General features: G+C 76.0%; 13 protein-coding genes. 5 read left to right on the forward strand and 8 right to left on the reverse strand.

The features are described from left to right. Positions 1-126: 126 nt before the first annotated feature. The gene (locus tag ACFVVX_RS11475; RefSeq protein WP_387944014.1) at positions 127-975 is read right to left on the reverse strand and encodes a hypothetical protein; all 849 of its coding nucleotides are present in this window, start codon (positions 973-975) and stop codon (positions 127-129) included. A 239-nt stretch (positions 976-1,214) separates the two neighbouring features. On the opposite strand from ACFVVX_RS11475, the gene ACFVVX_RS11480 reads away from it, so the two are divergent. The 3 genes from ACFVVX_RS11480 (at position 1,215) to ACFVVX_RS11490 (ending at position 17,499) form a co-directional block, all read left to right on the forward strand. Then, positions 1,215-2,531, forward strand: coding sequence for an MFS transporter (locus tag ACFVVX_RS11480; RefSeq protein WP_387944016.1), 1,317 nt, complete (start codon positions 1,215-1,217; stop codon positions 2,529-2,531). A gap of 155 nt (positions 2,532-2,686) precedes the next feature. Further along, on the forward strand, positions 2,687-16,042 hold the full coding sequence (locus ACFVVX_RS11485) for a MupA/Atu3671 family FMN-dependent luciferase-like monooxygenase (protein ID WP_387944018.1): 13,356 nt from the start codon (positions 2,687-2,689) through the stop codon (positions 16,040-16,042). After that, positions 16,039-17,499: a condensation domain-containing protein gene (locus tag ACFVVX_RS11490; RefSeq protein ID WP_387944020.1), complete on the forward strand. Its 1,461-nt coding sequence runs from the start codon at positions 16,039-16,041 to the stop codon at positions 17,497-17,499. The genes ACFVVX_RS11485 and ACFVVX_RS11490 overlap by 4 nt, the downstream gene beginning before the upstream one ends. A gap of 37 nt (positions 17,500-17,536) precedes the next feature. On the opposite strand, the gene ACFVVX_RS11495 is transcribed toward ACFVVX_RS11490, so the two are convergent. Beyond that, on the reverse strand, positions 17,537-17,692 hold the full coding sequence (locus ACFVVX_RS11495; RefSeq protein WP_387944022.1) for a hypothetical protein: 156 nt from the start codon (positions 17,690-17,692) through the stop codon (positions 17,537-17,539). Between the two features lie 151 nt (positions 17,693-17,843). After that, a complete protein-coding gene (locus ACFVVX_RS11500) occupies positions 17,844-18,014 on the reverse strand; it encodes a hypothetical protein (protein WP_387944024.1) in 171 nt (56 codons plus the stop codon). A 213-nt stretch (positions 18,015-18,227) separates the two neighbouring features. Here ACFVVX_RS11500 and ACFVVX_RS11505 point away from each other — a divergent pair, with 213 nt between their 5' ends. Next, positions 18,228-19,655 carry a hypothetical protein gene (locus tag ACFVVX_RS11505; RefSeq protein ID WP_387944026.1) on the forward strand — a complete coding sequence of 476 codons (1,428 nt, stop codon included), beginning with the start codon at positions 18,228-18,230 and terminating at the stop codon, positions 19,653-19,655. Here the strand turns inward: ACFVVX_RS11505 and ACFVVX_RS11510 are convergent. Further along, on the reverse strand, positions 19,652-20,182 hold the full coding sequence (locus ACFVVX_RS11510) for an NUDIX hydrolase (protein WP_387944028.1): 531 nt from the start codon (positions 20,180-20,182) through the stop codon (positions 19,652-19,654). The genes ACFVVX_RS11505 and ACFVVX_RS11510 overlap by 4 nt on opposite strands. A gap of 148 nt (positions 20,183-20,330) precedes the next feature. Here ACFVVX_RS11510 and ACFVVX_RS11515 point away from each other — a divergent pair, with 148 nt between their 5' ends. Beyond that, positions 20,331-20,993 carry an HAD family hydrolase gene (locus ACFVVX_RS11515; RefSeq protein WP_387944030.1) on the forward strand — a complete coding sequence of 221 codons (663 nt, stop codon included), beginning with the start codon at positions 20,331-20,333 and terminating at the stop codon, positions 20,991-20,993. 237 nt (positions 20,994-21,230) lie between these two features. Here the strand turns inward: ACFVVX_RS11515 and ACFVVX_RS11520 are convergent, their stop codons facing one another. The 4 genes from ACFVVX_RS11520 to ACFVVX_RS11535 form a co-directional block, all read right to left on the reverse strand. Then, the gene (locus tag ACFVVX_RS11520; protein ID WP_387944032.1) at positions 21,231-21,773 is read right to left on the reverse strand and encodes an AAA family ATPase; all 543 of its coding nucleotides are present in this window, start codon (positions 21,771-21,773) and stop codon (positions 21,231-21,233) included. 231 nt (positions 21,774-22,004) lie between these two features. Next, the gene (locus ACFVVX_RS11525) at positions 22,005-22,604 is read right to left on the reverse strand and encodes a MepB family protein (RefSeq protein ID WP_387944034.1); all 600 of its coding nucleotides are present in this window, start codon (positions 22,602-22,604) and stop codon (positions 22,005-22,007) included. A 104-nt stretch (positions 22,605-22,708) separates the two neighbouring features. Beyond that, the gene (locus tag ACFVVX_RS11530) at positions 22,709-23,341 is read right to left on the reverse strand and encodes an HAD family hydrolase (RefSeq protein ID WP_387944036.1); all 633 of its coding nucleotides are present in this window, start codon (positions 23,339-23,341) and stop codon (positions 22,709-22,711) included. Between the two features lie 26 nt (positions 23,342-23,367). After that, positions 23,368-24,183: a tyrosine-protein phosphatase gene (locus tag ACFVVX_RS11535; protein WP_387944038.1), complete on the reverse strand. Its 816-nt coding sequence runs from the start codon at positions 24,181-24,183 to the stop codon at positions 23,368-23,370. Between the last annotated feature and the right edge of the window lie 20 nt (positions 24,184-24,203).

The raw sequence follows: 24,203 nt of genomic DNA on the forward strand, positions 1-24,203 counted from the left end.
CGAAGCGGCGGATTTTCCCCCGGCGGGTTTCCGGGCCCCGTCGCGGCGCCCCGCGGGCGGGGCCGGCGGGGCGCCGCCGCAGGCCGGAGCCGGGGGGCGGGGACCGGGGCGGGGCCGGGGCGCGGGTCAGCCGGCGGGGGCCGCGGCGGGCTGTTCGGCGTCGCCGAAGCGGGCCAGGGTCAGCGCCCCGACGATGGCGGCCGCGAAGCCTGCGGCGGCCAGCGGTACCGCGTCGTGGCGGGTGCGGTCGCCCAGCAGGAGCACCCCGACCACGGCCGGGCCCAGGGTCTCCCCCAGCACCATGGCCGCCGTGGCGGAGGTGACCGAGCCGCTCTGCATGGCCAGGGTGAGCGCGGCGAAGCCGCCGATCCCGGCGACGGCCACCGCGTACGCGGACGGCTCGGCGAGCAGCTGCGGCAGGTGCGGGGAGGGCAGCACCCGCACGGCGACGCCGAGCACCCCGAACTGCAGGCCCGCCACCAGGCCGAGCAGCGGGGCGCGGCGGGCGCGGGCGAGGCGGGCGACGGCCCAGCCCGCCGCCGTCAGGGCGACCGCCGTCGCCAGGACGCCCAGGCGCAGGGCCTGGTCTCCTCTGCCGTCGCCGTCGCGCCCGGCGGTCAGGGCCAGGACGACCAGCCCCGCGCAGACGGCCGCCACCCCGGCCCACTCGCTGCGGCGCAGCCGTACGTGCAGGGTGCGGGCGGCACCGACGGCGGTGACGGCGAGGGCGGAGGACAGGGCGGCCTCGACCACGTACAGGGGCAGGCGCTGCAGGGCGACGAGTTCGGCGACGAAGCCGAGCATGTCGAGGGCGATGCCGACGAGGAAGGGCCACTGGTGGAGTACGCCGGTCAGGGCGGCGGTCTGGCCGTGACCCGGGGCGGGTGCGGCACGGCGGGCGCCGAGTGCCTGGAGGACGGTGGCGGAGCCGGTGAGGAGGGCGGCCACGAGTGCCGACAGCAGGCCGAGGGACATGGGGTGACGGTACGGGGGCGGGCGGGTGGGCGGTGGGCGGCTCGCGGGCGAAGAGGCCGGGGGCGCCGGTGTTCTGAGGGTGTTTCAGCTGGCCCGGTGGCCGGAAGTGATCGCTCCGCTCCGACTTGACGGCGTACTGTCGTATGGTCGAAAGCGCCGTGGGCGGGCGGCACCCTTGATCCCGTCGGCGGCGGCATTCTAGGATCAAAAGTGAAATGTCACATGGCAACGGAGCTGTCGTGGGGGATCACACCGTTCCAAGCCGGGGTACCGCCACAAGCGCCCTGCCCAGGCCGTTCTACCGACTCGCCGTCGGAGACGCCGTCTCCAGCTACGGCAGCCAGCTCAACATGGTCGCGCTCAGCCTCTTCGCGTACCAGGCCGCGGGCAGCGCCATCGGCACGGCCGGGTACCTGACGCTGCGTCTGATCGGCGGTTTCGGCGCCGGGCTGCTGGCCGGGCGGGTCGTCGCCCGCGCCGACCGGCGGCTGCTGATGGTGGGCTGCGCGTTCACCCAGGCCACCGGGCTGGTGGCGCTCGCCCTGGTGCCCGAGCACCTGCGGATCCCGGTGCTGTACCCGCTCGCGCTGCTGTTCGGGGCGGCGGGCACCTTCTCGGCCGTCGCGCTGCGCAGCAGCGTGCCCGAGATGGTCGGCCCGGAGCTGCGGGCGCGCGCCAACGGGGTGCTGGTGACCGGGCGTTCGACCGCGATGGTGCTGGGATTCGCGTCCGCGGGGGTGCTGGTGGCCTGGGCCGGGTTCCAGGCCGCGCTGCTGACCGACGCGGCCAGCTTCGCGGTGTTCGGCGCGGTGGTGCTGCGGCTGCCGCTGCGCACCCGCTCCGACGGCGGCGCCGAGGCCGCCGCGCCGGTGCGGCCGGGCGGGCGGTGGGCCGGGCTGGTGCTGCTGCGCGCGCTGCCGGTGATCGGCGCGATGGTCGCCATCCGGCTGGTCGATGCCTTCGGCTCGGCCGCGCACAACATCGGTCTGCCGGTGTTCGCCACCCAGCACGCGCCGGGCAATCCGGCCGGGGTGCTGGGCCTGTTCTGGGCCACCTGGGCGGTCGGCAGCCTGGGCGCCCACCAGCTGGTCTCCCGGCTGGTGCTCAAGCGGGGCAAGGAGCCCGGCGAGCGGGCGTTCGCGGTGGGCACCGCCCTGATGTCGGCCTGCTTCATCCTCGCCTTCACCGGACTGCCGACCCCGCTGTTCCTGGTCGTCGCGCTCGGTGCCGGCCTCGCGGACGGCTTCACCGAGATCTCGTACACCACCCGGGTCCAGGCCGTCGACGACGACCGGCGCGGGCAGGCCTTCGGGCTGGTGGCCAGTGCCGAGAGCCTCGGCATGGGCGTCGGGATGCTGCTCAGCGCCGGGCTGATGGAGCGTTTCAGCCCGCTGACGGTGGTCGGCTTCTCGCACGCGGTGCCGATCGCGCTGGCGGCCGGCTTCCTGCTGCTGGTGGGGGTCGGCGCCCGCCGCCGGCGCGCGCCCGCCGGGTCCGCCTCGGCCGCCGTTTCCGCCGCGCCCGCCGACGACCGGGCTCTGTCCGACCCCGCCTAGGGACCGTCAGGCCCCGTCCCGGCAGGACCCTTCAAGGACCCGTCAGGACCCTCCCACCAGGGCCCGTCCGCCGCAGCGGGCGCCCTCCGGCGGCGCGTCCGCCGTGCCCGCGGTACCTCGTCCCCGCCCACGAAGCCCAGGAAGGTACGACCCGCATGAGCGCCAACGGCCCCGACCGCCCCCGACTCGACGCGCTGGAGGGCGGGCTGCTGCGCCGTGCCGGCCTGGCCGACTGCGCCCTCGTCCCCGGCGGCGAGGACGGCGGTTCGGCGGGCAGCGGTGCGCAGGGCGATGGTGCGCAGGGCGGTACGGACGGCGGCGCCGCGTTGACCGCCTACCTCGTGCCCTCCGACGACCAGGATCCGGCGGCGCTGCGCCGGCGGGCCGCCGCACACCTGCTGGAGGAGGCGCCCGGCGCGGTGATCCGGCTGGTGGACGGCATCCCGCGCACCGCCGACGGCCGGCCCGACGCCGCCGCGCTCGCCGGCGCCTCCGACCCGCGCGAGCGGCCCCGGCCCGCGCGCCGCCACCTGGGCGAACTCTCCCGCCACTGGCGCCCGTTCGCCGCAGCGCCGGCGCCCGCCCCCGGGCCCGCCCCGCAGTCCGGGCCCGGGGCAGTCGGGGTCGGGGCCGAGGGCGGAGGCGGGGCCGGGGGCGAGCCGGCCGTCGCCGCCGGGCCGGCGCCGGCCTCGCCCCCCGAGGGCCCCGCCGACCTGCCCGACGCCCTGCTGCGCGCCGCCCGCCTGCACCCCGAGCGCGGCCTGCACCTGGTGCGCGCCGACGGCACCACCACCACCCTGCGCTACCCCGAGCTGCTGGACCGGGCGCTGCGCGTGCTGGCCACCCTGACCGAGGCGGGCCTGCGCCCGGGCGACCGCGCGATCCTCCAGGTGCCCGACCTGGAGCACTACTTCCCCGCCCTGTGGGCCTGCCTGCTGGGCGGCCTGCTGCCGGTCACGGTGGCCCGCCCGCCCGGCTACGACCACCCCAACCCGGTGCTGGAGAAGCTGGTCAACGCCTGGGAGACGCTGGAGCACCCGCCGGTGCTGGCCGCCGGGGACGCCGTGGCCGGCCTCGCGGACATCGCCGCCCTCCACCCGCGGGCCGCCGGGCTGCGGGTCGTCCCGGTGGACCGCTCCGCCCGCACGCCGCCGGCCGCACCGCACGGGGCGAGCGGGGACGTGGCGTTCCTGCAGCTGTCCTCCGGCTCCACCGGCCGCTCCAAGGCCATCCGGATCAGCCACCGGGGCATCCTGGAGTACGTCGCGGGCGCCCGCGAGCACGGCTACGACCCCGGCGACGCCACCGTCAACTGGCTGCCGCTGGACCACGTCGCGGGCCTGCTGATGTTCCACCTGCGGGACGTGGTGGCGGCCTGCGACCAGACCCACATCCCCACCGAACTCGTCCTGGCCGACCCCCTGTTGTGGCTGGACACGCTGGAGCGCCAGGGCGCCGCGCACTCCTGGTCGCCGAACTTCGGCTACCGGCTGGTCGCCGAGGCGCTGCGCGCCGCCCCCGGGCGGCGCTGGGACCTGTCGCGCGTCAAGTCCCTGATCAACGCGGGCGAGCAGTGCACCGAGAGCGTCGCCGACGAGTTCCTCGCCCGGCTGGCGCCCTGCGGGCTGCGGCCCGAACACCTGCTGCTCGGCTGGGGCATGGCCGAGACCTGCACCATCATCACCTACAAGCGCTACGGCGAGGCGGGCGCCGTCCAGCTGCTGGCCACCGACTCGCTCACCGGCGACCTGCGCCCGGCCGAACCGGACGCGGCCGAGCCCGTCACCCGTTTCCTGTCCATGGGCCGCCCGGCGGCCGGGGCCCGGCTGAGGGTGGCCGACGACCACGGCACCGTCCTGCCCGAACTGCGCATCGGGCGGCTGCAGGTCTCCTCCGGCCGGGTCACCCCCGGCTACCTCAACAACCCGCAGGCGGACCGGGAGTCCGCGACCGCCGACGGCTGGTTCGACACCGGGGACCTCGCCTACCTGCGCGACGGGGAGGTGGTCCTGACCGGCCGCCGCAAGGAGATCATCATCATCAACGGCGTCCACCACTTCTGCCACGACCTGGAGGACGTGGTCTCCGCCGTCGACGGGGTGCTCTCCGGCCACGTCGCCGCCTGCGGGGTGCCCGACGAGCGCAGCGGCAGCGAGCAGTTGGCCGTGTTCCTGGTGCCCGCGCCGGGGGCGGGCGAGCCGCACGAGCTGGCCGGCGCGGTGCGCGGCGCGCTGGCCGGGAGGTTCGCCCTGTCGGCCGCCCTGGTGCTCCCGGTGCCCGCCGCCGACTTCCCCCGCACCACCAGCGGCAAGATCCAGCGCACCGCCATCCGCGAGCGGCTGCTCGCCGGGGACTTCGACGAGTCGATCGCCCGCCTGGACCTCGCCGAGGGCAACGCCCGCACCGTGCCGGACATCGTGCGCACCCCGGCCTGGGAGCCCAGGCCGGCGCCGTCCGGACCCGCCCCCGTGCCGCAGGAGGCGGTCCTGCTGGTGGGGCCCACCGGCCCGGGCACCCTGTCGGACGCGCTGGCCGCGGTGCTGCCGCGGGCGGTGCAGGCCGGGCAGGGCGAGGCCTTCGCCCGCGCCGGCGCCGGCTACCTGCTCGACCAGCGGCGCGCCGAGGGCTGGCCCGAGCTGCTGGAGCACCTGGAGGAGGGCGGCCTGCGCCCGCGGCGGGTGCTGCACCTGTGGGCGCAGGACGGCGAGCCGGATCCGGTGCTGTGCGGCGAGGCCCTGCTCGGTCTGGCCCGGGCGCTCGCCCACCGCTACGGCTCCGGGGCGCAGGGCGTCGAGCTGACCACCGTCAGCGCCGGCCTGCACGCCCTGGCGGACGGCGAACTCCCGCGGCCGGCGGCCGCGTTGAGTGCCGCGCTGAGCGGTTCCGTGCGCGCCGAGCAGCTGCTCGGCGCCGCCCGCCACCTGGACCTGCCCGCCGGGGCCGCGGCGAAGGAGGGGGCCTCGGCGGACGAGGAGGCCGTGCAGGCCGTGCTGGCCTTCCTCGCCGATCCGCGGCGCGAGCCGGAGGCGGCGTGGCGCGGGGGGCGCGCGTATGTGCCGCGGCTCGGCCCGCTGCCGGCGCCCGCCGACGGGCCGTCCTGCACCCTGCTCTCCCCCGGCGCCCGCTGGCTGGTCACCGGCGCCCTGGGCGGCATCGCCGGGGAGCTGCTGCCCGAACTGCTGCGCCGCCACGGCCTGCGGCTGCTGCTGGTCGGGCGCGGCGGCCTCGCGGGGGACGGCCCCGGGGCGGCGCGGCGGCGCGGCGCGCTGGAGCGGCTGGCCCGCGCCGGCGGCCAGGTGGACTACCGCACGGCCGATGTGACGGACCGTCAGGCCCCGGCGGCGGTGGTCGCCGAGGCCGAACGGGCCTGGGGCGCACCGCTGCAGGGCGTGCTGCACCTGGCGGGCGACTACCGGATCGGCCTGCTGGAGGAGCTCGGCGGGCCGCAGTGGCGCGAGGCCGTGCGGGCCAAGACCGAGGGCACCGACGCGCTGGCCGAGCTGGTCCGGGCCCGCCCCGGCGCCCAGTTCGTCGGCTTCTCCTCGATGATCGGCTTCCAGGAGGTGGTCGGCTCCGCCGGGTACGCGGCGGCCAACCGCTATCTGGAGGCCGCCGCCGAACGGCTGCGCCGTGAGCACCGGGTGCCCGCCTGGACGGTGTCCTGGGGCCTGTGGAGCGGCGTCGGGATGAACCGGGAGACCTCCCACGACGAGGGCGCGGCCGAACGCGGGATCGCCGTGTTCGACGCGGCGCAGGGCCGCCGGCTGGCCGCCGCGCTGCTGTCCGCCGCGCCGGGGCACTACTACGCCGGCCCCGACACCGCCCGCCCCGCCGCCCGGCGCCGACTGCTGGCCGGGGAGCCCCGGCTGATCGACGAGCAGCGCCCGGCCCGCGAGGCACGGGCGGACGGCGGGCCGCGGACGGACGGCGCGGCGCCGCCCGTGGCGGGGCCCGCCGCGGGCGAGCTGCGCCGCGCCGTGCTGGACGCCTTCGAGGCCGTCCTCGGCGAGAGCGTCGACCCCGGCCGGGCCTTCCACGAACTGGGCCTGGGATCGGTGCAGTTGATGCGGGTGCACGCCGCGCTGGCGGCCGGTCCCGCGCCGGGCCTGGCGCAGACCGCGCTGTTTCGCCACCCGACCGTGGACGCGCTGGCGGCCCACCTGGCCGGCGATCCGCAGGAGCCGGTGCGCCCCGCCGCGCCCGGCACCGGGCACGAGGCGGCGGCCGACCGGCGGGTGGCGGTCATCGGCCTGGCGCTGCGCCTGCCCGGCGCGGACACCCCCGAGCAGTACTGGCGCAACATCGTGGACGGCGTGGTCAGCACCACCCGCTACACCCCCGGGCAGCTGGCCGCCGCCGGCATCCGGGCCGAGGAGTACACCCACCCCGACTTCGTCCCGGTCACCGCGCCGATCGCCGACATCGGCCACTTCGACGCCGAGGCCTTCGGGATCAGCGCCGCCGAGGCCGCGCTGATGGACCCCCAGCAGCGGCTGCTGCTGGAGACCTGCGCCCGGGCCCTGGACGAGGGCGGCTACGGCGACAGCCCGCCCGACACCCGCATCGGCGTGTTCGCCGGCACCGGCATGACGCTGTACTCGCTGCGCACCTACCTGCAGCAGGCCGTCGGAGCGGCGGCCGACCCGGCCCGGCCGGTGGAGGCGCTGCAGGTCGCGATCGGCAACCAGGCCGACTTCGCCGCCACCCGGGTCGCCTACCGGCTCGGTCTGACCGGTCCCGCCGTCGGCGTGCAGACCGCCTGCTCCACCTCGCTGGTCGCCGTCCACCTGGCCGTGCAGTCGCTGCTCACCGGCGACAGCGACCTCGCCCTGGCCGGCGCCGCCGCCCTGCACGTCCCGCAGGCCGCCGGCTACCGCTACCAGGAGGGCTCGATCCTGGCGCCCGACGGCGTCTGCCGGGCCTTCGACGAGCGGGCCGGCGGCACGGTGGGCGGCAACGGCGTGGCCGCCGTGCTGCTCAAGCGCCTGGACCGGGCGCTGGCCGACGGCGACACGGTGCACGCGGTGATCCTCGGCTCCGCCGTCAACAACGACGGCGCGGGCAAGGTCGGCTACACCGCCCCCAGCGTGGACGGCCAGGCCGCGGTGGTCGGGCGGGCCCTGGACGTGGCGGGCGTGGCGGCCGACAGCATCGGCTACATCGAGGCGCACGGCACCGGCACCCCGCTCGGCGACCCGATCGAGGTCCAGGCCCTCACCCGCGCCTTCCGGGCCCGCACCGAGGCGGTGGGGTTCTGCGCGCTCGGCTCGGTCAAGCCCAACATCGGGCACCTGGACACCTGCGCCGGCCTGGCCGGGCTGATCAAGGCCGTCCTGGCGCTGCGCCACGGGACCATCCCGCCACTGGCCAACCTGACCCGCCCCAACCCCGCGCTCGGCCTGGCCGGCAGCCCCTTCGTGCTGAGCTCCGCGGGCGCGCCGTGGCCGGCCGGCCCCGCCCCGCGCCGGGCCGGGGTCAGCGCGCTGGGCGTCGGCGGCACCAACGCCCACCTGGTCCTGGAGGAGGCCCCCGCACCCCGCGCGCCCGAGGCCGCCGGCGCACCGGAGCCCGGCCTGCTGCCGCTGTCCGCGCGCAGCCCCGAGGCGCTGGCCGAACTCGCGGGCGCCGTCGCCGGGCGGCTGCGCGCCGACCCGCCGCCGCGCCCCGGCGACCTGCTGCTCACCCTCGGCGCCGGACGCCGCGCGCTGCGCCACCGGCTGGCCGCCACCGGCACCGGGGCGGGCGAACTCGCCGAGGCGCTGGAGGCGTTCCGCGCCGAACAGGCCTCGGGCCCGGCGCACACCTCGCGCGACGCCGGGCGCAGCGTGCAGGCGCCGGTGCTGCTCTACACCGGGCAGGGCGCGCAGTACCGGGGGATGGCCGGCGAGCTGTACGGGGCGTACCCGGTGTTCCGCGGGGTGCTGGACACCTGCGAGCGGCTGCACCGCGAGGCGTGGGGCGAGTCGCTGCTGGAGCTGCTGCTGGAGCCGGAGGGCACCGGCGGCGGGGGCGGGCGGGAGGTGTGGAGTACGGAGGCGGTGCAGCCGGCGCTGTTCGCCGTGCAGGCCGCGTACACCGCGCTGTGGGAGGAGTTCGGGGTGCGGCCGGCCGCGGTGGCGGGGCACAGTGCGGGCGAGTACGCGGCGGCCTACGCGGCCGGGGCGTTCTCGCTGGCCGACGGCCTGTTCCTGGCGGGGGTGCGGGGGCGGCTGATGCACCGTTCGACCGAGCCGGGGGCGATGACGGCGGTGGCGGCGTCCGCCGGGCGGCTGGCCGGGCTGGAGCAGTGGCTGCCCGGGGTGGACCTGGCCGTGGTGAACGGTGCCGGGCAGTGCGTGCTGGCCGGGCGGCCGAAGGACGTGGCCGCGGCGGAGGCGGTGCTGGCGCTGGAGGGGCTGTCGACCGATCGGCTGGCCGGCGACCGGGCGTTCCACTCGCGGCTGATGGACCCGGTGCTGGAGGCCTGGCGCGGGCGGTTGGAGGAGATCGCCTTCCGGCCGCTGCGGGTGCCGCTGGTGACCAACCTGGGCGGCGCGGTGCTGGCGGCCGGCACGGTGCCGCAGGCCGGGCACTTCGTGCGCCAGACGCGGGAGGCCGCGCGTTTCGACCAGGTGCTGGCGGCGCTGGACGGGCTCGGCCACGGGCTGTTCCTGGAGGTCGGCCCGCACCACACGCTCAGCGTCCTGGGGCGCCGGGAGCTGGCGCAGGCGGTGTTCGTGGCGAGCGGGCGGCGCGGGCGCTCCCCCGAGCGGCAGCTGCTCGGGGCGCTCGGCGCGCTGTGGACGCACGGCGCGGGCGTCGACTGGGCCGCGGTGGCCGCCGCCCGTACCCGGCCGGAGGGGCCCGCGCGGCGCGTCCCGCTGCCGGGGCGGCCGCTGCACCGCACGTACCACTGGTTCACGGCGCCCGGGGCGCCGCCCGCACCCGAAGCCGTGGCCGTGGCCGCGCCCGTGTCAGGGCCCGAGGCCGTGCCGGCGACCGCGCCGACGGCCGTCCCTGAAGCCGACCGCACCGTTCTGGAGGAGACCGTCATGACCGACACCCCCGCGCCGGAGCCGGCGCAGCAGGCGGCGGGCCTGGTCCTTCGCCGGGTCGTGGAGCAGACGGCGCGCCAGCTGGGCGTGGCCGAGGAGGCGGTGGGTGCGCAGGACCCGTTCTTCGACCTGGGTGCCGACTCGCTGTCGATGATCAACATGATCCGTGATCTGGAGCGGGCGTTCCGGGTGCGGGTCTCGATGCGCGAGCTGTTCGAGGACGCGGACACCCCGGCGCGGCTGGCGGGGCTGATCGTGGAGCGGATGGACGCGCAGGCGCTGGCGGCGCTGGTGCCCGCGCCCGAGCCGGTGTCCGAACCGGCACCCCAGCCGGCGCCCGAGCCGGCCGTGGCCGCCGCTGCCGCCGTGCCGGTGGCGGTGGCTCCTGCGGCTGCCGTGCCCGAGGCTGCCGTGCTCCCGGCGGCGGCGGTCCCTTCCTCGGTGGTCCCTGCTGCGGTGCCCCCGGTGCCCGCCCCGGTGCTGCCGGCGGCGGGTGCGCCGTCCGGTGCGGCGCTCCCCGGTTCGGTGATCCCCGGTGAGGCCGGGGCGGTGATCGACCGCCAGCTCGCCCTGCTCGGCCAGTTCTCGGAGCTGATGGCCCACCAGCTCGACCTGCTCGCCGGCTCCGCCCCCGGCGCTCCCGCCGCCCCGGCCCTGCCCGCGGCGGCGCAGCCCGCCGCCGTCCCCGTCCAGCCCGCTCCCGCTCCCGTCGAGCCGGCCGTCGTCCCGCCCGCCGCCGCGCCGGCGTCGGCGGCGCCGCAGGTGCACGGACCGCGGGTGAGCGTGGCGCGGGACTCCGGGATGGCCGCGGGCGGTCTGAGCGGCGAGCAGCGCCGCCACCTGGACGACCTGGTCGGGCGGTTCACCGCGCGCACCGCCGCCTCCAAGGCGCTCACCCAGCGCCACCGGCGGGTGCTCGCCGACAGCCGGGCCGTGGTCGGCTTCCGTTCGGCGACCAAGGAGATGCTGTACCCGATCGCGGCCCGTGGCGCGCACGGCTCGCGGCTGGAGGACATCGACGGCAACTCCTACGTCGACATCACCATGGGCTTCGGGGTGCTGCTGTTCGGCCACGAGCCCGAGTTCGTCCGGGAGGCCGTGCGCGAGCACCTGGGCGGCGGGCTGCGGCTGGGCCCGCGCGGGGAGGAGACCGGCGAGGCCGCCGAGCTGCTGGCGGAGCTGACCGGTACCGAGCGGGTCGCGTTCGCCAACTCCGGTACGGAGGCCAACGCCGGGGCGATCCGGCTGGCCCGGGCCCACACCGGGCGGGACAAGATCGTGATGTTCGAGGGCTCGTACCACGGGCACTTCGACCACACCCTGGGCCGCCCGGTGGGCCACGGCGCGGACCGCGAGACGGTACCGGTGTCGATCGGCATCCCCGGCAGCGCGGTCGCCGACCTGATCGTCCTGCAGTACGGGGACCCGCAGAGCCTGCGGGTGATCGACGAGCTGGGCGACCGGATCGCGGCCGTGCTCGTCGAGCCGGTGCAGAGCCGCCACCCCTCCCGGCAGCCGGCCGAGTTCGTGCGCGAGCTGCGTGAACTGACCGCCCGCCGGGGCATCGTGCTGGTCTTCGACGAGATGCTCACCGGCTTCCGTCCGCACCTGCGCGGCGCCCGCGGCTTCTGGGGTGTGGAGCCGGACCTGTCGACGTACGGCAAGGTCCTCGGCGGCGGCTTCCCGATCGGCGCCATCGCGGGGCGCGCGGCGGTGATGGACGGCATCGACGGCGGCTTCTGGCAGTACGGGGACGGCAGTTACCCGCCCAACGACACCACCTTCTTCGGCGGCACCTACATCCAGCACCCGCTGTCGATGGCCGCCTGCCGCGCGGTGCTGCGGCACTTCAAGGAGCAGGGGCCCGGTCTGCAGGAGCGGTTGAACGCCCGCACCGGCGAGCTGGCCGCCACCCTCAACGGCTTCTTCGCCGAGGAGGAGTTCCCGCTGTCGCTGGCGCACTTCGGCTCGCTGTTCCGCTTCGAGCCGCGCGCCGACATGGAGTTGCTCTTCCACCACCTGCTGGTCAAGGGCGTCTACGTCTGGGAGTGGCGCAACTTCTTCCTGTCCACCGCGCACTCCGACGGCGACGTGGAGTTCGTGATCGACGCCGTCCGCGACTCGCTGCGCGACATGCGCCGCGGCGGTTTCCTCCCCGCCACCCGCGCGATACCCGCCCATGCGATACCCGCCCCGGCCGTGCCCGCGCCGCGCCGCGAACTGCCCGGCCCCGGCGCCGAGGTGCGGACGGCGGCGGCGGCCGCGCAGCCGCAGCCCGCTCCCCCCGCGCCGCCCGGCGACCCGGACCGCAAGGTCGACTTCAGCCTCTACTTCTTCGGCGACTACCCGCTGGAGACGGCCCCCGAGGACCGCTACCGGATCGTCCTGGAGAGCGCGCGCTTCGCCGACCGCAACGGCTTCCACTCCCTGTGGCTGCCCGAACGCCACTTCCACTCCTTCGGCGGCATCTTCCCCAACCCCTCGGTGCTGGCCGCCGCCCTCGCCCGCGAGACGACGCGCATCCGCCTCAACGCCGGCTGCGCGGTCCTGCCGCTGCACCACCCCGTGCGGGTCGCCGAGGAGTGGTCGGTGGTGGACAACCTGTCCGGCGGGCGGGTGGGCCTGGGCTGCGCCAGCGGCTGGCACCCCAACGACTTCCTGTTCTTCCCCGACCGCTACGGCACCCACAAGCAGTTGATGCACCAGCAGGTCGACACCATCCGGGCGCTGTGGCGCGGCGAGCCCTACCGGGGGCGCAGCGGCAGCGGCGAGCCGATCGAGGTGCACCTGCACCCGCGGCCGCTGCAGGAGGCGGTGCCGATGTTCACCGCGATCGTCGGCAATCCGGACAGCTTCCGCGAGGCGGCCCGCCACGACCTCGGTGTGATCACCAACCTGATGACCCAGAGCGTCGAGGAGCTGGCCGCCAACATCGCCCTGTACCGGCGCACCCGGGCCGAGCACGGCCTGGATCCGGAGGCCGGGCGGGTGGTGGTGCTGGTGCACACCTACCTGGGCGCCGACCTCGCCGCCGCCCGCGCCCAGGCCTACCGGCCGTTCTGCTCCTACCTGCGGTCCTCGCTGTCGCTGTTCGGGCAGGTCGCCAACAGCCTCGGCCTGACCCTGGACTACGAGAACACCCCGGAGGAGGACCTGGAGTTCGTGCTGGAGCGCGCCTACGAGCGCTACTGCGCCTCGCGCGCGCTGATCGGCACCCCCGACAGCGTCGGGGAGGTGCTGGACTCGCTGCGCGCCGCGGGCGCCGACGAGATCGCCGCGTTCGTCGACTTCGGGCTGGCCCCCGACCTGGTCGCCGCGGGCCTGCCGCACCTGGACGAGCTGCGGCGCGCCAGTGCGCTGCCGCGCGAGCGGCGCGCCCCGCTGTCCTACGCGCAGCAGCGGATGTGGTTCCTGCACCGGATGCTGCCGGACAGCTCCCGCTACAACGAGGTCAAGGCGATCGCCCTGGACGGGCCGCTCGACGCGGGTGCGCTGGCCGGGGCGCTGCACGCCCTGGCCGAGCGGCACCCGGCGCTGCGCACGGTCTTCCGCGAGCAGGACGGCGAGCCGTACCAGGTGGTGCTGCCCGCGGCGGCGGCCGGTTTGGCGGTGGAGGACGCCCCGGTGGGGCGGGATCCGCAGGAGGCCGTGCGCGCGCTGGTGGCCGAGGAGGGCGCGTACCGCTTCGACCTGGCCGCCGGGCCGCTGCTGCGCACCCGGCTGCTGCGCCTGGGTGAGGAGCGGCATGTCCTGGTGCTGTCGATGCACCACATCGTGATCGACACGCTGTCCGCCGTGGTGGTCACCCGTGAGCTGGGCGAGCTGTACCGGGCCGCGCTGGCCGGGCGGCGGGCCGATCTCCCGGCCCTGCCGACCAGTTACGCGCGGTTCGCGGCGCGTGAGCGGGAGCTGGTGGAGCAGGGCGCGCACGCGCAGGACCTGGAGCACTGGCGCAAGGTCCTGGGCGGGCAGCTGCCGGTGCTGGCGCTGCCCACCGACCGCCCGCGGCCGGCGCTGCCCGACGGGCGCGGGCGCGCCTTCGTGCGGCTGCTGGACGGCGAGTTGTCCGCCGGGGTGCGCGAGCTGGCCCGCTCCCGGCGCTCGACCCTGTTCATGGTGCTGCTCACCGCGTTCGCCGGGGTGCTGCACCGCTTCAGCGGCCAGGACGAGATCGTGCTGGGCACGCCGGTCGCCAACCGCGACGAGGGCTGCGAGGACCTGGTCGGGTTCTTCGTCAACACGCTCGCCCTGCGCCTGGACCTGTCCGGGGAGCCGGACTTCGAGCGGCTGCTGGCCCGGGTGCGGGCCACCGCCCTGGACGCCTTCGAGCACCAGCGGCTGCCCTTCGAGGTGCTGGTGCAGGAGTTGAACCCGCAGCGCGACACCAGCCGCAACCCGCTGTTCCAGGTGCTGGTGGAGTTCGAGAACCACGCGCTGTTCGAGCTCGACCTGCCCGGTGTGCAGGCCCGTCCGCTGGACGACGTCGTCGACAAGGCCGGCTTCGACCTCACGCTGTTCCTCACCAACCTGCCCGAGGGCATCCGCTGCCACGTCGAGTACGCCACCGCCCTGTTCGACCGGGAGAGCGTGGAGCGGCTGCTGGCCGCGTTCGAGCGGCTGCTGGCCGCCGCGGTCGCCGACCCGGCCCGCCCGATGGCCGAACTGCTGCCCGGCGCCGGCGAGATCGCCACCCCGGCGGCCGCCGCCACGCCCACGCCGCGCGAGCGCCTGGCGCGCACCGCGGCCGACCACCCCGAGCGCACCGCCGTCCTTGCCCCCGACGGGACCCCCGTCACCTACCGCGAACTGGCCGAGCGGGCCGGACAGTTGGCCGCCCGGCTGGCCGCGGCCGGGGTCCGCGCCGCCACCCCCGTCGCCACCCTGCTGCCGCGCGGCGCCGACCAGGTCGCCGCGCTGCTCGCCGTCCTGCACCTGGGCGCGGTCCACGTGCCCGTCGACCCGGTGCACGGCGCGGAGCGCTGCCGGCTGATCGCCGCGGACAGCGGCGCGCCCGTCCTGCTCACCAGCGCCGCCACCGACCGCCTGGGCATCACGCTGCCCGCCGTCCTGACCGACGACACCGGCGGCAGCGGCGACACCGGCGACACCGACGGGCCCACGCCCGTGCCGCCCGCCGTCGACCCCGACCCCGAGACACCCGCCTACTGCCTCTACACCTCCGGCACCACCGGCCGGCCCAAGGGCGTCCTGATGCCCTACCGCGGCCTGCACGCGCTGGTCGACTGGAACACCGACCAGCACCCGCCGGCGCGCACCCTGCAGTACGCCTCCTGCGGCTTCGACGTCAGCGTCCAGGAGGTCCTGACCACCCTCGCCGGGGGCGGCACCCTCGTCCTGGTCGACGAGGAGACCCGCTACGACGCCCGGGCGCTGGCCGAGCACATCCGGCGCACCCGCACCGAGCGCCTGCACCTGCCCCACACCACCCTGACCGGCCTGCTCGACGCCCTCGCCCAGGCCCCGGTGCCCGACCTGCGCGAGATCGTCTCCGGCGGCGAGCAGCTGCTCCTCACCCCCGCCCTGCGCGACTTCCTGCGCCGCCACCCGCAGTGCCGGCTGTTCAACCACTACGGGCCCACCGAGACCCACGCGGTGACCGCCGTCGAGCTGTCCGCCGACGGCCCCGACCACGCCCCGATCGGGCGCCCGGTGCCCGGCAGCCGCATCCAGCTGCTCGACGGCGCCGGCCGGCCCGTCCCGGACGGCGCGGCGGGCGAGATCCACATCCTCGGCGCACAGGTCGCCCTCGGCTACCTCGGCCGCCCCGAGGAGAGCGCCGCCGTGTTCGCCCCCACCCCCCACGGCCTGCGCTACCGCACCGGCGACCTCGGCCGGCTGCGGCCCGACGGCACCCTGGACTACCTCGGGCGCATCGACGAGCAGGTGAAGATCCGCGGCTACCGGATCGAACCCGGCGAGGTGGAGAGCGTGCTGCGCACCGTCCCCGGCGTGCGGGGCGCGGCGGTGGCCGCGCAGAGCGGGCCGCAGGGCACCGCGCTCGCCGCCTACGCCGTCCTGGCCGAGGGCACCGGGCTGGCGCAGGTGCGCGACGAGCTCGCCGACCGGCTGCCCGAGCACATGGTGCCCCGGCTGTGGGCGCGCGTGGAGCACGTGCCACTGACCCGCAACGGCAAGCTGGACCGCGGCGCGCTGCCGCCCGCCGCATCGCTCGGCGCCGGCTGCGACACCGCGCCCGCCACCGAGCTGGAGCACCTGCTGCAGCGGCTGTGGGCGCAGGAACTGGCCGTGGCCGCACCGGGGGTGGAGAGTTCCTTCTTCGACCTGGGCGGGCACTCGCTGGCCGCCACCCGCCTGCTCAACCGGGTCCGCGAGGAGGCCGGGCTGGAGATCGGCGTCCTCGACTTCTTCCGCCGCCCCACCATCCGCGGCATGGCCGAACGCGCCGGCGCGGCCGCCCCCGCCCGGGCCCAGGCCTACGAGCGGGGCGAGCTGTGAGCGCGCCGCAGGAGGACGAGGACTGGGAGCGGCTGCTGCGGCTGCTCGACGAGCGGGAGGTCGTGCTGTCCACCCGCGGCGAGCGCCTGGAGTACCTCGCCCCGCCCGGGGCGATGGACGCCGAACTCCTCGCCCTGGTCAAGGGGTCGCGGGAGCGGCTGCTCGCCGACCTCACCGGCTCGGGGGCCGCCGAGGCGTCCGCGCCGGCCGGCATCGCCCAGGCCCGGATGCACCGCGGGCACGGGCGCGCCGCCGACCCGAGCCTGTGGAACATCACCCAGCGCCTCACCCTGCGCGGCCCCCTGGACACCGGGCGCCTCCAGCAGGCCCTCACCGCCCTCACCGCCCGGCACACCAGCCTGCGCACCCGCTTCACCGCCACCGGACTCGGCCTGCTCCAGCAGGTCCTGCCCGCCCCCGGCGCGCTGGCGCTGCCCGTCACCGAGACGTCCGGCGACCCGCACGCCGTCGAGGCCGCCACCCGCGAGGAGGCCGCCACTCCGTTCGACCTCGCCACTCCCCCGCTGCTGCGCGCCCGCCTGCTGCGCCAGGGCCCCGAGCACCACACCCTGCTCCTAACGATCCATCACATCGCCCTGGACGGCTGGTCGCTGGCCACCCTGCTGGACGACCTCGGCGCCCTCTACCGGGACCGGCACGCCCCGCTGCCCGATCCCGGCTCGATGACCGAACACGCCTGCTGGGAACGGACGGTAGTGACCAGGCAGGCCGTGCGCGAGGCCACCGCCCGCTACGCCGAGCGCCTGGCCGGGCTGCCCCTCACCGTGCACCTGCCCACCGACCGCCCCCGCCCCGCGCAGCGCTCCGGGCGCGGCGCCATCGCGCACTTCACCCTGCCGCCCGACCTCACCGCCGCCCTCCACCGCTGCGCGGCCCGCCGCTCCACCACCCCCGCCGCCGTGCTGCTGGCCGCCCTGGGCGACCTGCTGAACGACCTCACCGGCGCCGAGGAGAGCCTGGTGATGCTCTCCACCACCAACCGCCGCCGGCGCGAGCACGAGCGGGTGGTCGGCCTGCTCTCCACCAACCTCCCCGTGCGCCTGGCCAACCGCGACCCCGGCGGCTTCCCCGCCCTCGTCGACCGCGCCGCCCGGGCCCTGGCCACCACCCTCGACCAGGCCGACGTCCCCTTCGGCCTGGTCACCGAGGACCTGCGGGAGCTGGGCCTGGCCCTGCCCCCGTCCTTCCCCCAGCTGATGCTCGTCGTGCAGAGCACCCCCGCCACCACCCTGGACCTGCCCGGCCTGGACGTAAGGATCGAGGACATCGAGGGCAACGGCGCCCGCGCCGACCTGATGCTGATGCTCACCCCCCACGAGGGCGCCCTCGCGGGCCTCGCCGAATACGACACCGACCTCTTCGACGAACCCACCGTCCGGGGCTGGCTCGACTCCCTGACCGCCCGCCTGGCCAAGGAGCTACCCGCCCTGGGGTAGCACGCGCCACCCCCGGGCAGGCAGGTCCCGCCACTGCTCACGGGCTCACGGGGGGACCTGTCCGCTCCGGTCGGCGCCAGATGGCAAGGAGCAGTGCTGCCGACACCACCAGGCCGGCCAGGGAGACGGCACAGGCGGCCGTCAGGCGGTTCCGTTCGGCGGCCTCGCGCTGCTCGTCCCGGTCGTCGGTCACCGGCGGTGAGCGGCGAGCTGATGCCTGCGCATCCGCACGCGGACGTCCACAGCAGCGGATCGGTCGTAGCGGGCCTCTGCGACTGCGTGCCGATCCACCAGGTCCCTGCACGTCTGGCAGCCGAGAGACGGCTCGGGCAGGACACCGACGCTCACCCGCCACCGTCCTCGGCGGTTTCCGGGGGAACGGTGTCGGAGCATGTGGCAGCGGGCGGATCCTGCTTTCCGAGCCGCGCGTACAGCTCCGCCACACCCGCGACGGCCTCACGCCACGCGGGGCTGTCGGTGTCGAGGTAGTAGCCGCCGCTCTCGTGCCTGCTCACTGGGGCTCCTTGGGGTGCTTCGAGGGCCATGGCCAGATCGTCGGCCCCGATGGCAGGGCCCGGCAATGGCGGACCCCGTATGAACGGTCGGGGTTCTCCTACCGCTGGAACGACAACCTCGGCCGTCTTCCCAGCCGCGCTGTGAAAGCGACCATTGGCCCCCGCCCCGGCGGGCTAACGTGGTGTCACTCCCATCAGTACATGGAGCCGTTGATGCCCCGTGCCAACCATCGGCCGGTCGCCGAGCGCCTACGCGCACAGGCCACCGCCGAGCGGTGGACCCCCTGGCAGCTCGCCCAGGCCATCGCGACGACCTGTTCCGTCTCCCTGCTGCAGGCCAACCGTCTCGCCCGCGGGTGGACCCTGGAGATCGCTGTCGCAGCCTTCTCCGGGGTCGGCCACCGCGCGACCCTGCAGCAGCTGTCCTCGTGGGAACGCGGCACCGCCCGCCCCGGGGAGGTCAACCTCGACGGCCTGTGCCGCCTCTACACGACCAGGCCCGACCGGCTCGGCTTCGGCCGGGACTACACGAAGGGGCCCGACGCAGCGGTCGTGCTGCCCACTTCGGCCCGCTCCCCTGTGGAGCCGCCAGCCGAGCCGGCGCCGGACCTGGCCGGGCAGCGGGCCGTACTCCGGGCGCTCCTCTCCGGCGTCGGCGTCGGCCTGTCCGCGCCCGTCCTGGACGCCCTCGGCGACGTACGCCGCAGCATGACCGACACCCTCGGCGACACCCTCAGCGAGACGACGATGGAGCACTGGGAGCGCTCCGCCGCCGAGTACGGCCACGCCTACCAGATGAGCCCGCCCAACCAGTTGCTGGCAGAGAGCGTGCTCGACTTCGTGGAGGTGCAGCTCCACCTCGCCCGCCGCCAGCCCTCCGACTACCGGCTGCGCCTGTGCCACGTGGCGGCCCAACTCGCCGGCACTGCAGGCATTGCACTGGTCGCACTCGGCGAACACCGTGAAGCACGCGGCTGGTTCCGATGCGCCCAGCTCGCCGCCGAGGAAACCGGCGACCGGGCTCTTCGCGCCTGGCTGCTGACCCGCGAGGCCGTCATCCCCTTCTACTTCGGCAGCCCGCAGGCCGCCGCCGACCTTGCCGAGCGCGCCCGCCTCGTCGCCGGGAACACCCTCTGCGCGACCGCTGCGTGGGCCCCCGCGCTGGAGGCCCGCTCCCTCGCCCGGCTCGGCCGGGCCGACGACGCCCGGAAAGCCATGCGCATCGCCGAGACCGTCTTCGCCCGACTCGGAACCGACCAGACCGGCGATACGGCATACGGCTACACCGCCCGCCAACTGCGCTGGCACACCGGCAGTATGCACACCGTCCTCGGCGACACCCGTCGTGCGCGGGCAGCCCTTGACGAGGCCCTCACCATGTACGCCCCGGTCGAGTACCTCGACCGGGCACTCATCGCCCTCGACCAGGCGACCGGCCTGCTCCACGTCGGCGAGGTGTCGGCCGCCGCGCAGGTCGGCGTGCAGGCCCTCACCGAACTGCCGGACGAGCACCGCACCGGCATCCTGCTGTCCCGGGCCCGGGAGGTCGCAGCGGGCGTACCGGCCGCCGCCGCCCGACTGCCGTGGGTCCGGGACCTGCGCGAAGCCGTCATGACCCCCACGCCCGCGCTCCCCGCCTAGGAGCGGCGGGCGAGGAGTTGCAGCAGTCCGGTCACCGCGACGCCGGCGACGATCTCCCGACGGTCGATCATGTCCTGGATCCGGTCGAGGGGGATCCATTCGATGCGGTCCGCCTCGTGGGTGTCCGACGGCGGCCCGACGAACCGGGCGCCGCGGCCGAGGAACACGTGGTGCTCGGCGTTCGACATGCCGCCGATGGGCTGGTTGTAGGCGAGCGGCTCGACGCACGCCACGCGCCAGCCGGTCTCCTCCTCGACCTCGCGGACGGCGGCCGCCGCCAACTCCTCGCCCACCTCGACGATGCCGCTGGGGATCTCCCAGTTCCAGGTGTCCGTGGCGAACCGGTGCCGCCACATCATCAGCACCTCGCCGTCCCCGTTGAGGACCACCGTGGCGGCGACCGGGGCGAACCTCACCAGGTGGTGCTCGTAGCGGGGGTGACCGGGCGGCTCGACGTCCACCAGGTCCAGAGCCACCCACGGGCTGGTGTAGACGGGGCGGCTGCCGTGGATCGTCCACTCGCTCACGGGTACCTCGCGATCTGGATGGGCCTGGTCCGCGCCATCCTGTCAGAGCACCCCGGCACGATGGCGGGCTGCCCACGGCCCGCCCCGGAGGCGCCGGTCGAGGGCAGCGGCGCCTGCTCCGCCGTCCCACCCCACTAGGCTGCCGGGCATGACGATCAAGGCTGTCGTGTTCGACGTCGGCGAGTGCCTGGTGGACGAGACCCGGGAGTACGGCACCTGGGCCGACTGGCTGGACGTCCCCCGCCACACGTTCGTCGCCCAGCTCGGCGCGGTGATCGCCCAGGGCCGCGACTACCGCGAGACGTTCCAGGTCTTCAGGCCGGGCTTCGACCTGTACGAGGAGCGCGAGCGCCGCGCAGCGGCGGGCAGGCCCGAGTGGTTCGGCGAGGACGACCTCTACCAGGACGTCCGCCCGGCCCTCGCCCGGCTGCGCGCCGACGGCCTGTGGCTGGCGATCGCCGGCAACCAGACCGTGCGGGCCGGCCGCATCCTGCGCGAACTGTTCACCGCCGACGTGGACCTGATCGGCACCTCCGACGACTGGGGCGCCGGCAAGCCGGACCCGCTGTTCTTCGAGCGGGTCGCCGAGAGCACCCCGGCCGAGCCCGGCGAGATCCTCTACGTCGGCGACCGGCTCGACAACGACGTGCTGCCCGCCGCGAAGGCGGGGATGCGCACGGCACTGATCCGGCGCGGGCCGTGGGGCTGGATCCACCAGCACGACCCGGACGCCGCCCGGGCCACCTTCCGCATCGACTCGCTGGCCGAACTGCCCCACCTCATCGCGGAGGCCAACGCCGCAGCGAGCTGAGCGTCGCCGAGCACGGCGAGGCCAGTGGGCTCTCCCCGCTACCGCCGGCCTGCGGCCATCCGGTGCGGGCCCAGGTAGTAGGACAGTGCGGTGAGCAACGGCCCGGCCGCGAGGAGCTCCACGACCCCGGCCTCGGACACCCACTCGATCCGGGTGGCCTCCCGGTGGCCGGCTACCGGTGGCCGCAGGGTCGACGGCTCGCCGCCCGCTGCGGGGCGGGGGTGTGCCTCGCGGTGGTCAGCGGGTGGCTCGGAGGGCGGCGGCCAGGGCCGGGACGTCGACCGGGACGGTGGTGTCCACGCGGTGGACGCTCCCCAAGCCGAGCGGCTCGGCACCGCGCCCCCACGACTCCCAGTCCCCGCCGGGACCGCCGGGGCGCTCAGGGTGCACCGGGTGCCGTTCGGCCAGCCGCGCGGCGAACCGGCGGCGGGCCACGTCCAGCGGCACCTCGCACCAGACCTCACACACCTCCGCCACGCCCGCGCGGTGAAGACCGGCCTTCACGACCGGCCGCATCCCGGCCAACCAGGGGCTCTCCAGTACGGCCCCGCCCCGCGCGTCCCCCAGCAGCGTCCACAGGGTCTCGCCGGCCGCGGCCCCCAGAATGCGACTCCACTCGCGGTCCGGGCACTCCGGCGCCCGAAGGCCCGCCAGGGCGTCCGCCAAGGTCTCCTTGACCGCGTCCCTGCTGAGGAGCGGAAGACCCATCTCGGCCGCCAGGGCCCGCGCGAGCGTTGTCTTCCCCGCTCCGGGAAGCCCGTTGACCAGCACAGTCACCATCCGATGACTCTATCCTCGGACGCTCACCCCTGACCTGCAGTCAGCCGGAAGGATCCGCCCCCGAACAGGCCCCCGGCCGGCGGGCGAGGAGTTGCAGCAGTCCGGTCACCGCGACGCCGGCGACGATCTCCCGACGGTCGATCATGTCCTGGATCCGGTCGAGAACAGCAGCGCCTGCTCCGCCGCCCCCACTGAACGAGTCACTCCCGAATGACCAGTAGCCGTAGGCGCTCAGTGGTGGTGTGGCGGCTGGCCGATGGCGGCACTGTCCTGCGGGTGGTAGAGCTCCTGGGCGCGGGCCAGGTCGATGGGCCCGTCCTGGTGCAGGTGCAGGAAGAAGCCCAGCTGCCACGCTTGCGTACTGCCGGCCTGGCGGTTGGCAGGGGTCACCCAGGGCGGGTAGATGCGAAAGGCTCGTTTCCCGCCCGAACCGTTCGCTGATACGAGGCCGTGTCGGCGGAGCGCGTCCATGGGAAAGACGAACTGGCCGAAGTGGTGATCGTCGCGGGTGCTGATGACAAAGAGGTCGACGGGGTCCGTGGCGTCGAAGGGCTGGATGGGCCCGGCCGGGGACCTCTTCCAGACGGTGACGAACTGGCCGGCCTTGGTGGGGGTCGTCCTGGCGGCGCGAAACCGAACGGCGAGGCCGTCGAGGGTGAACTCGTAGGCGGCGTACTCGGCGCTCTCGGCTTCGGGAACCGGCTGCGAGCAGGCGAATCCGCAGCGGTCGTAGACGAGCGCCTTCGCCGCGATGAGGTCTTCGTGGACCGGGGCGGTGCCCAGCCAGGGTTCCGGGCGGAGATCGGCCGGGTGCTCGCGGTCCGTGGTCATCTGCCCACTCTGCCACGGGCGGTCCGACGCAGCCGGGCGGCATCGCCCTGATCGAGGACCATCAGTCCGACGTGGAGCGGGCCGGCTCCTTGGGGCCGCCCCGGCTACCGGGGTGTCAGCAGGGCGGCCAGCTCGGTCAGCGAGTCGACCGTCCGGTCGGCCTCCGGTGCCGTGGTGGTCAGGCCGATCGGTCCGCGGCGCAGGTGGGCGGTCCGCAGGCCGCAGGCCCGGGCGGGGGCGATGTCGTTCGCCGGGTGGTCGCCGACGTAGAGGATCTCGCCGGGCTCGCCCGGCGCCCACCGGGCCACCTGCTCGAAGAACGCGGGCGAGGGCTTGGCCACGCCCCACTCCCCCGAGGTGGCGATGGCGTCGGCCGGCAGCGCCAGGCCCTTCAACAGGTCGGCGACGACGGCGTTCTGGTTGCCGGCGACGCCCACCCACAGACCGGCGTCCCGCAGCCTGCGCAGCGCCGGGCGGACGTCCGGGTACAGGTCGCCCTCCTCCAGGTGGTCGCCCCGGCCGGCGGCCCGGCGGGCCCGCCACTCGGCGCCCACGTCGACCCCCGGCCGCACGATCCGGATCGCGTCCGCGCTGTCCCCGCCCTCGGCCAGCACGGCGCCGACCAGCGCCGACATGGTGTGCGGCGGCACGCCCAACCACCGTGCCCAGTCGGCCCAGTAACGGGTTTCTCCGACCAGGGTCTCTCCGATGTCGAACACCACGGACCGCACGCGCATACCGCGAGCCTAGTGCCGCAGGGGAATCAGGAGTCGGTGAGCAGGAGGGCGCGCAGGGAGGCGATGTGACGGTCCGTCAGGCCGAGGGCCTCGCGCAGGTAGCGGTGCGGGGTCGACCAGTGGGTGCGGACGGCGTCCAGGGCGGCGGCCAGGTACTGGGGGCGGGCCTCGAAGACCGGGCGCAGCAGGGTCCAGAGTTCGCTGCCGGGTTCGGGGACGGTGCCGTCGGCGCGGGTGAAGCGGTGGAGCTGGGCGGGGTCGTTGCTGCGCAGGTAGTCGGTCATGACGGCGTCCTCGGGGACGTCGAGGGCGAGCAGGACCAGGGCCACCGCCCAGCCGGCGCGGTCCTTGCCGGCGGAGCAGTGGACGAGGGCGGGCAGGGCGGCGGGGGTGGCGAGGGTGCGCAGGATGCGGGCGTGTTCCTCGGTGCGGTCCAGGACGCGGTGGCGGTAGGCGGCGGTCATGCGGGCCTCGGCGCGGCCGTCGCCGAGTTCGGTGCGCAGGGCGGGGAGGTCGCCGCGGCGCAGGAGGTGGTAGGAGCGGGCGCCCTGGGCGGGGTCGGTGAGGGCGAGTTGGAGGCGGTCGGTGCCGGGGACGGGGACGTCGGCGCGGTCGGTGGTGAGGTCGGCGGTGCCGCGCAGGTCGATGATCAGGCGCAGGCCGAGGGTGGTGAGGACGGTGACGTCGCCGGGGGTGGCGCGGGCGAGGTGGCCGCTGCGGAACAGGGTGGCGCGGCGTACGGTGCGGCCGTCGGCGGCGGGCAGGCCGCCGACGTCGCGGAAGTTGCGGACGCCGGTGAGGGCGGGTGCGGGCGTGTGCGCGGCGGGGTGATCGGGTGTCACGGGCGCTCCCCTCGGCGAGC

The organism is Kitasatospora sp. NPDC058170 (genome assembly GCF_042883905.1).
Taxonomy (GTDB): domain Bacteria; phylum Actinomycetota; class Actinomycetes; order Streptomycetales; family Streptomycetaceae; genus Kitasatospora.

Bases quoted from the DNA above. Each gene is read 5' to 3' on its own strand.
- ACFVVX_RS11475 (WP_387944014.1), bottom strand. From the start codon at position 975: ATGTCCCTCGGCCTGCTGTCGGCACTCGTGGCCGCCCTCCTCACCGGC.
- ACFVVX_RS11485 (WP_387944018.1), top strand. From the start codon at position 2,687: ATGAGCGCCAACGGCCCCGACCGCCCCCGACTCGACGCGCTGGAGGGC.
- ACFVVX_RS11505 (WP_387944026.1), top strand. From the start codon at position 18,228: ATGCCCCGTGCCAACCATCGGCCGGTCGCCGAGCGCCTACGCGCACAG.
- ACFVVX_RS11515 (WP_387944030.1), top strand. From the start codon at position 20,331: ATGACGATCAAGGCTGTCGTGTTCGACGTCGGCGAGTGCCTGGTGGAC.
- ACFVVX_RS11520 (WP_387944032.1), bottom strand. From the start codon at position 21,773: ATGGTGACTGTGCTGGTCAACGGGCTTCCCGGAGCGGGGAAGACAACG.
- ACFVVX_RS11525 (WP_387944034.1), bottom strand. From the start codon at position 22,604: ATGACCACGGACCGCGAGCACCCGGCCGATCTCCGCCCGGAACCCTGG.
- ACFVVX_RS11530 (WP_387944036.1), bottom strand. From the start codon at position 23,341: ATGCGCGTGCGGTCCGTGGTGTTCGACATCGGAGAGACCCTGGTCGGA.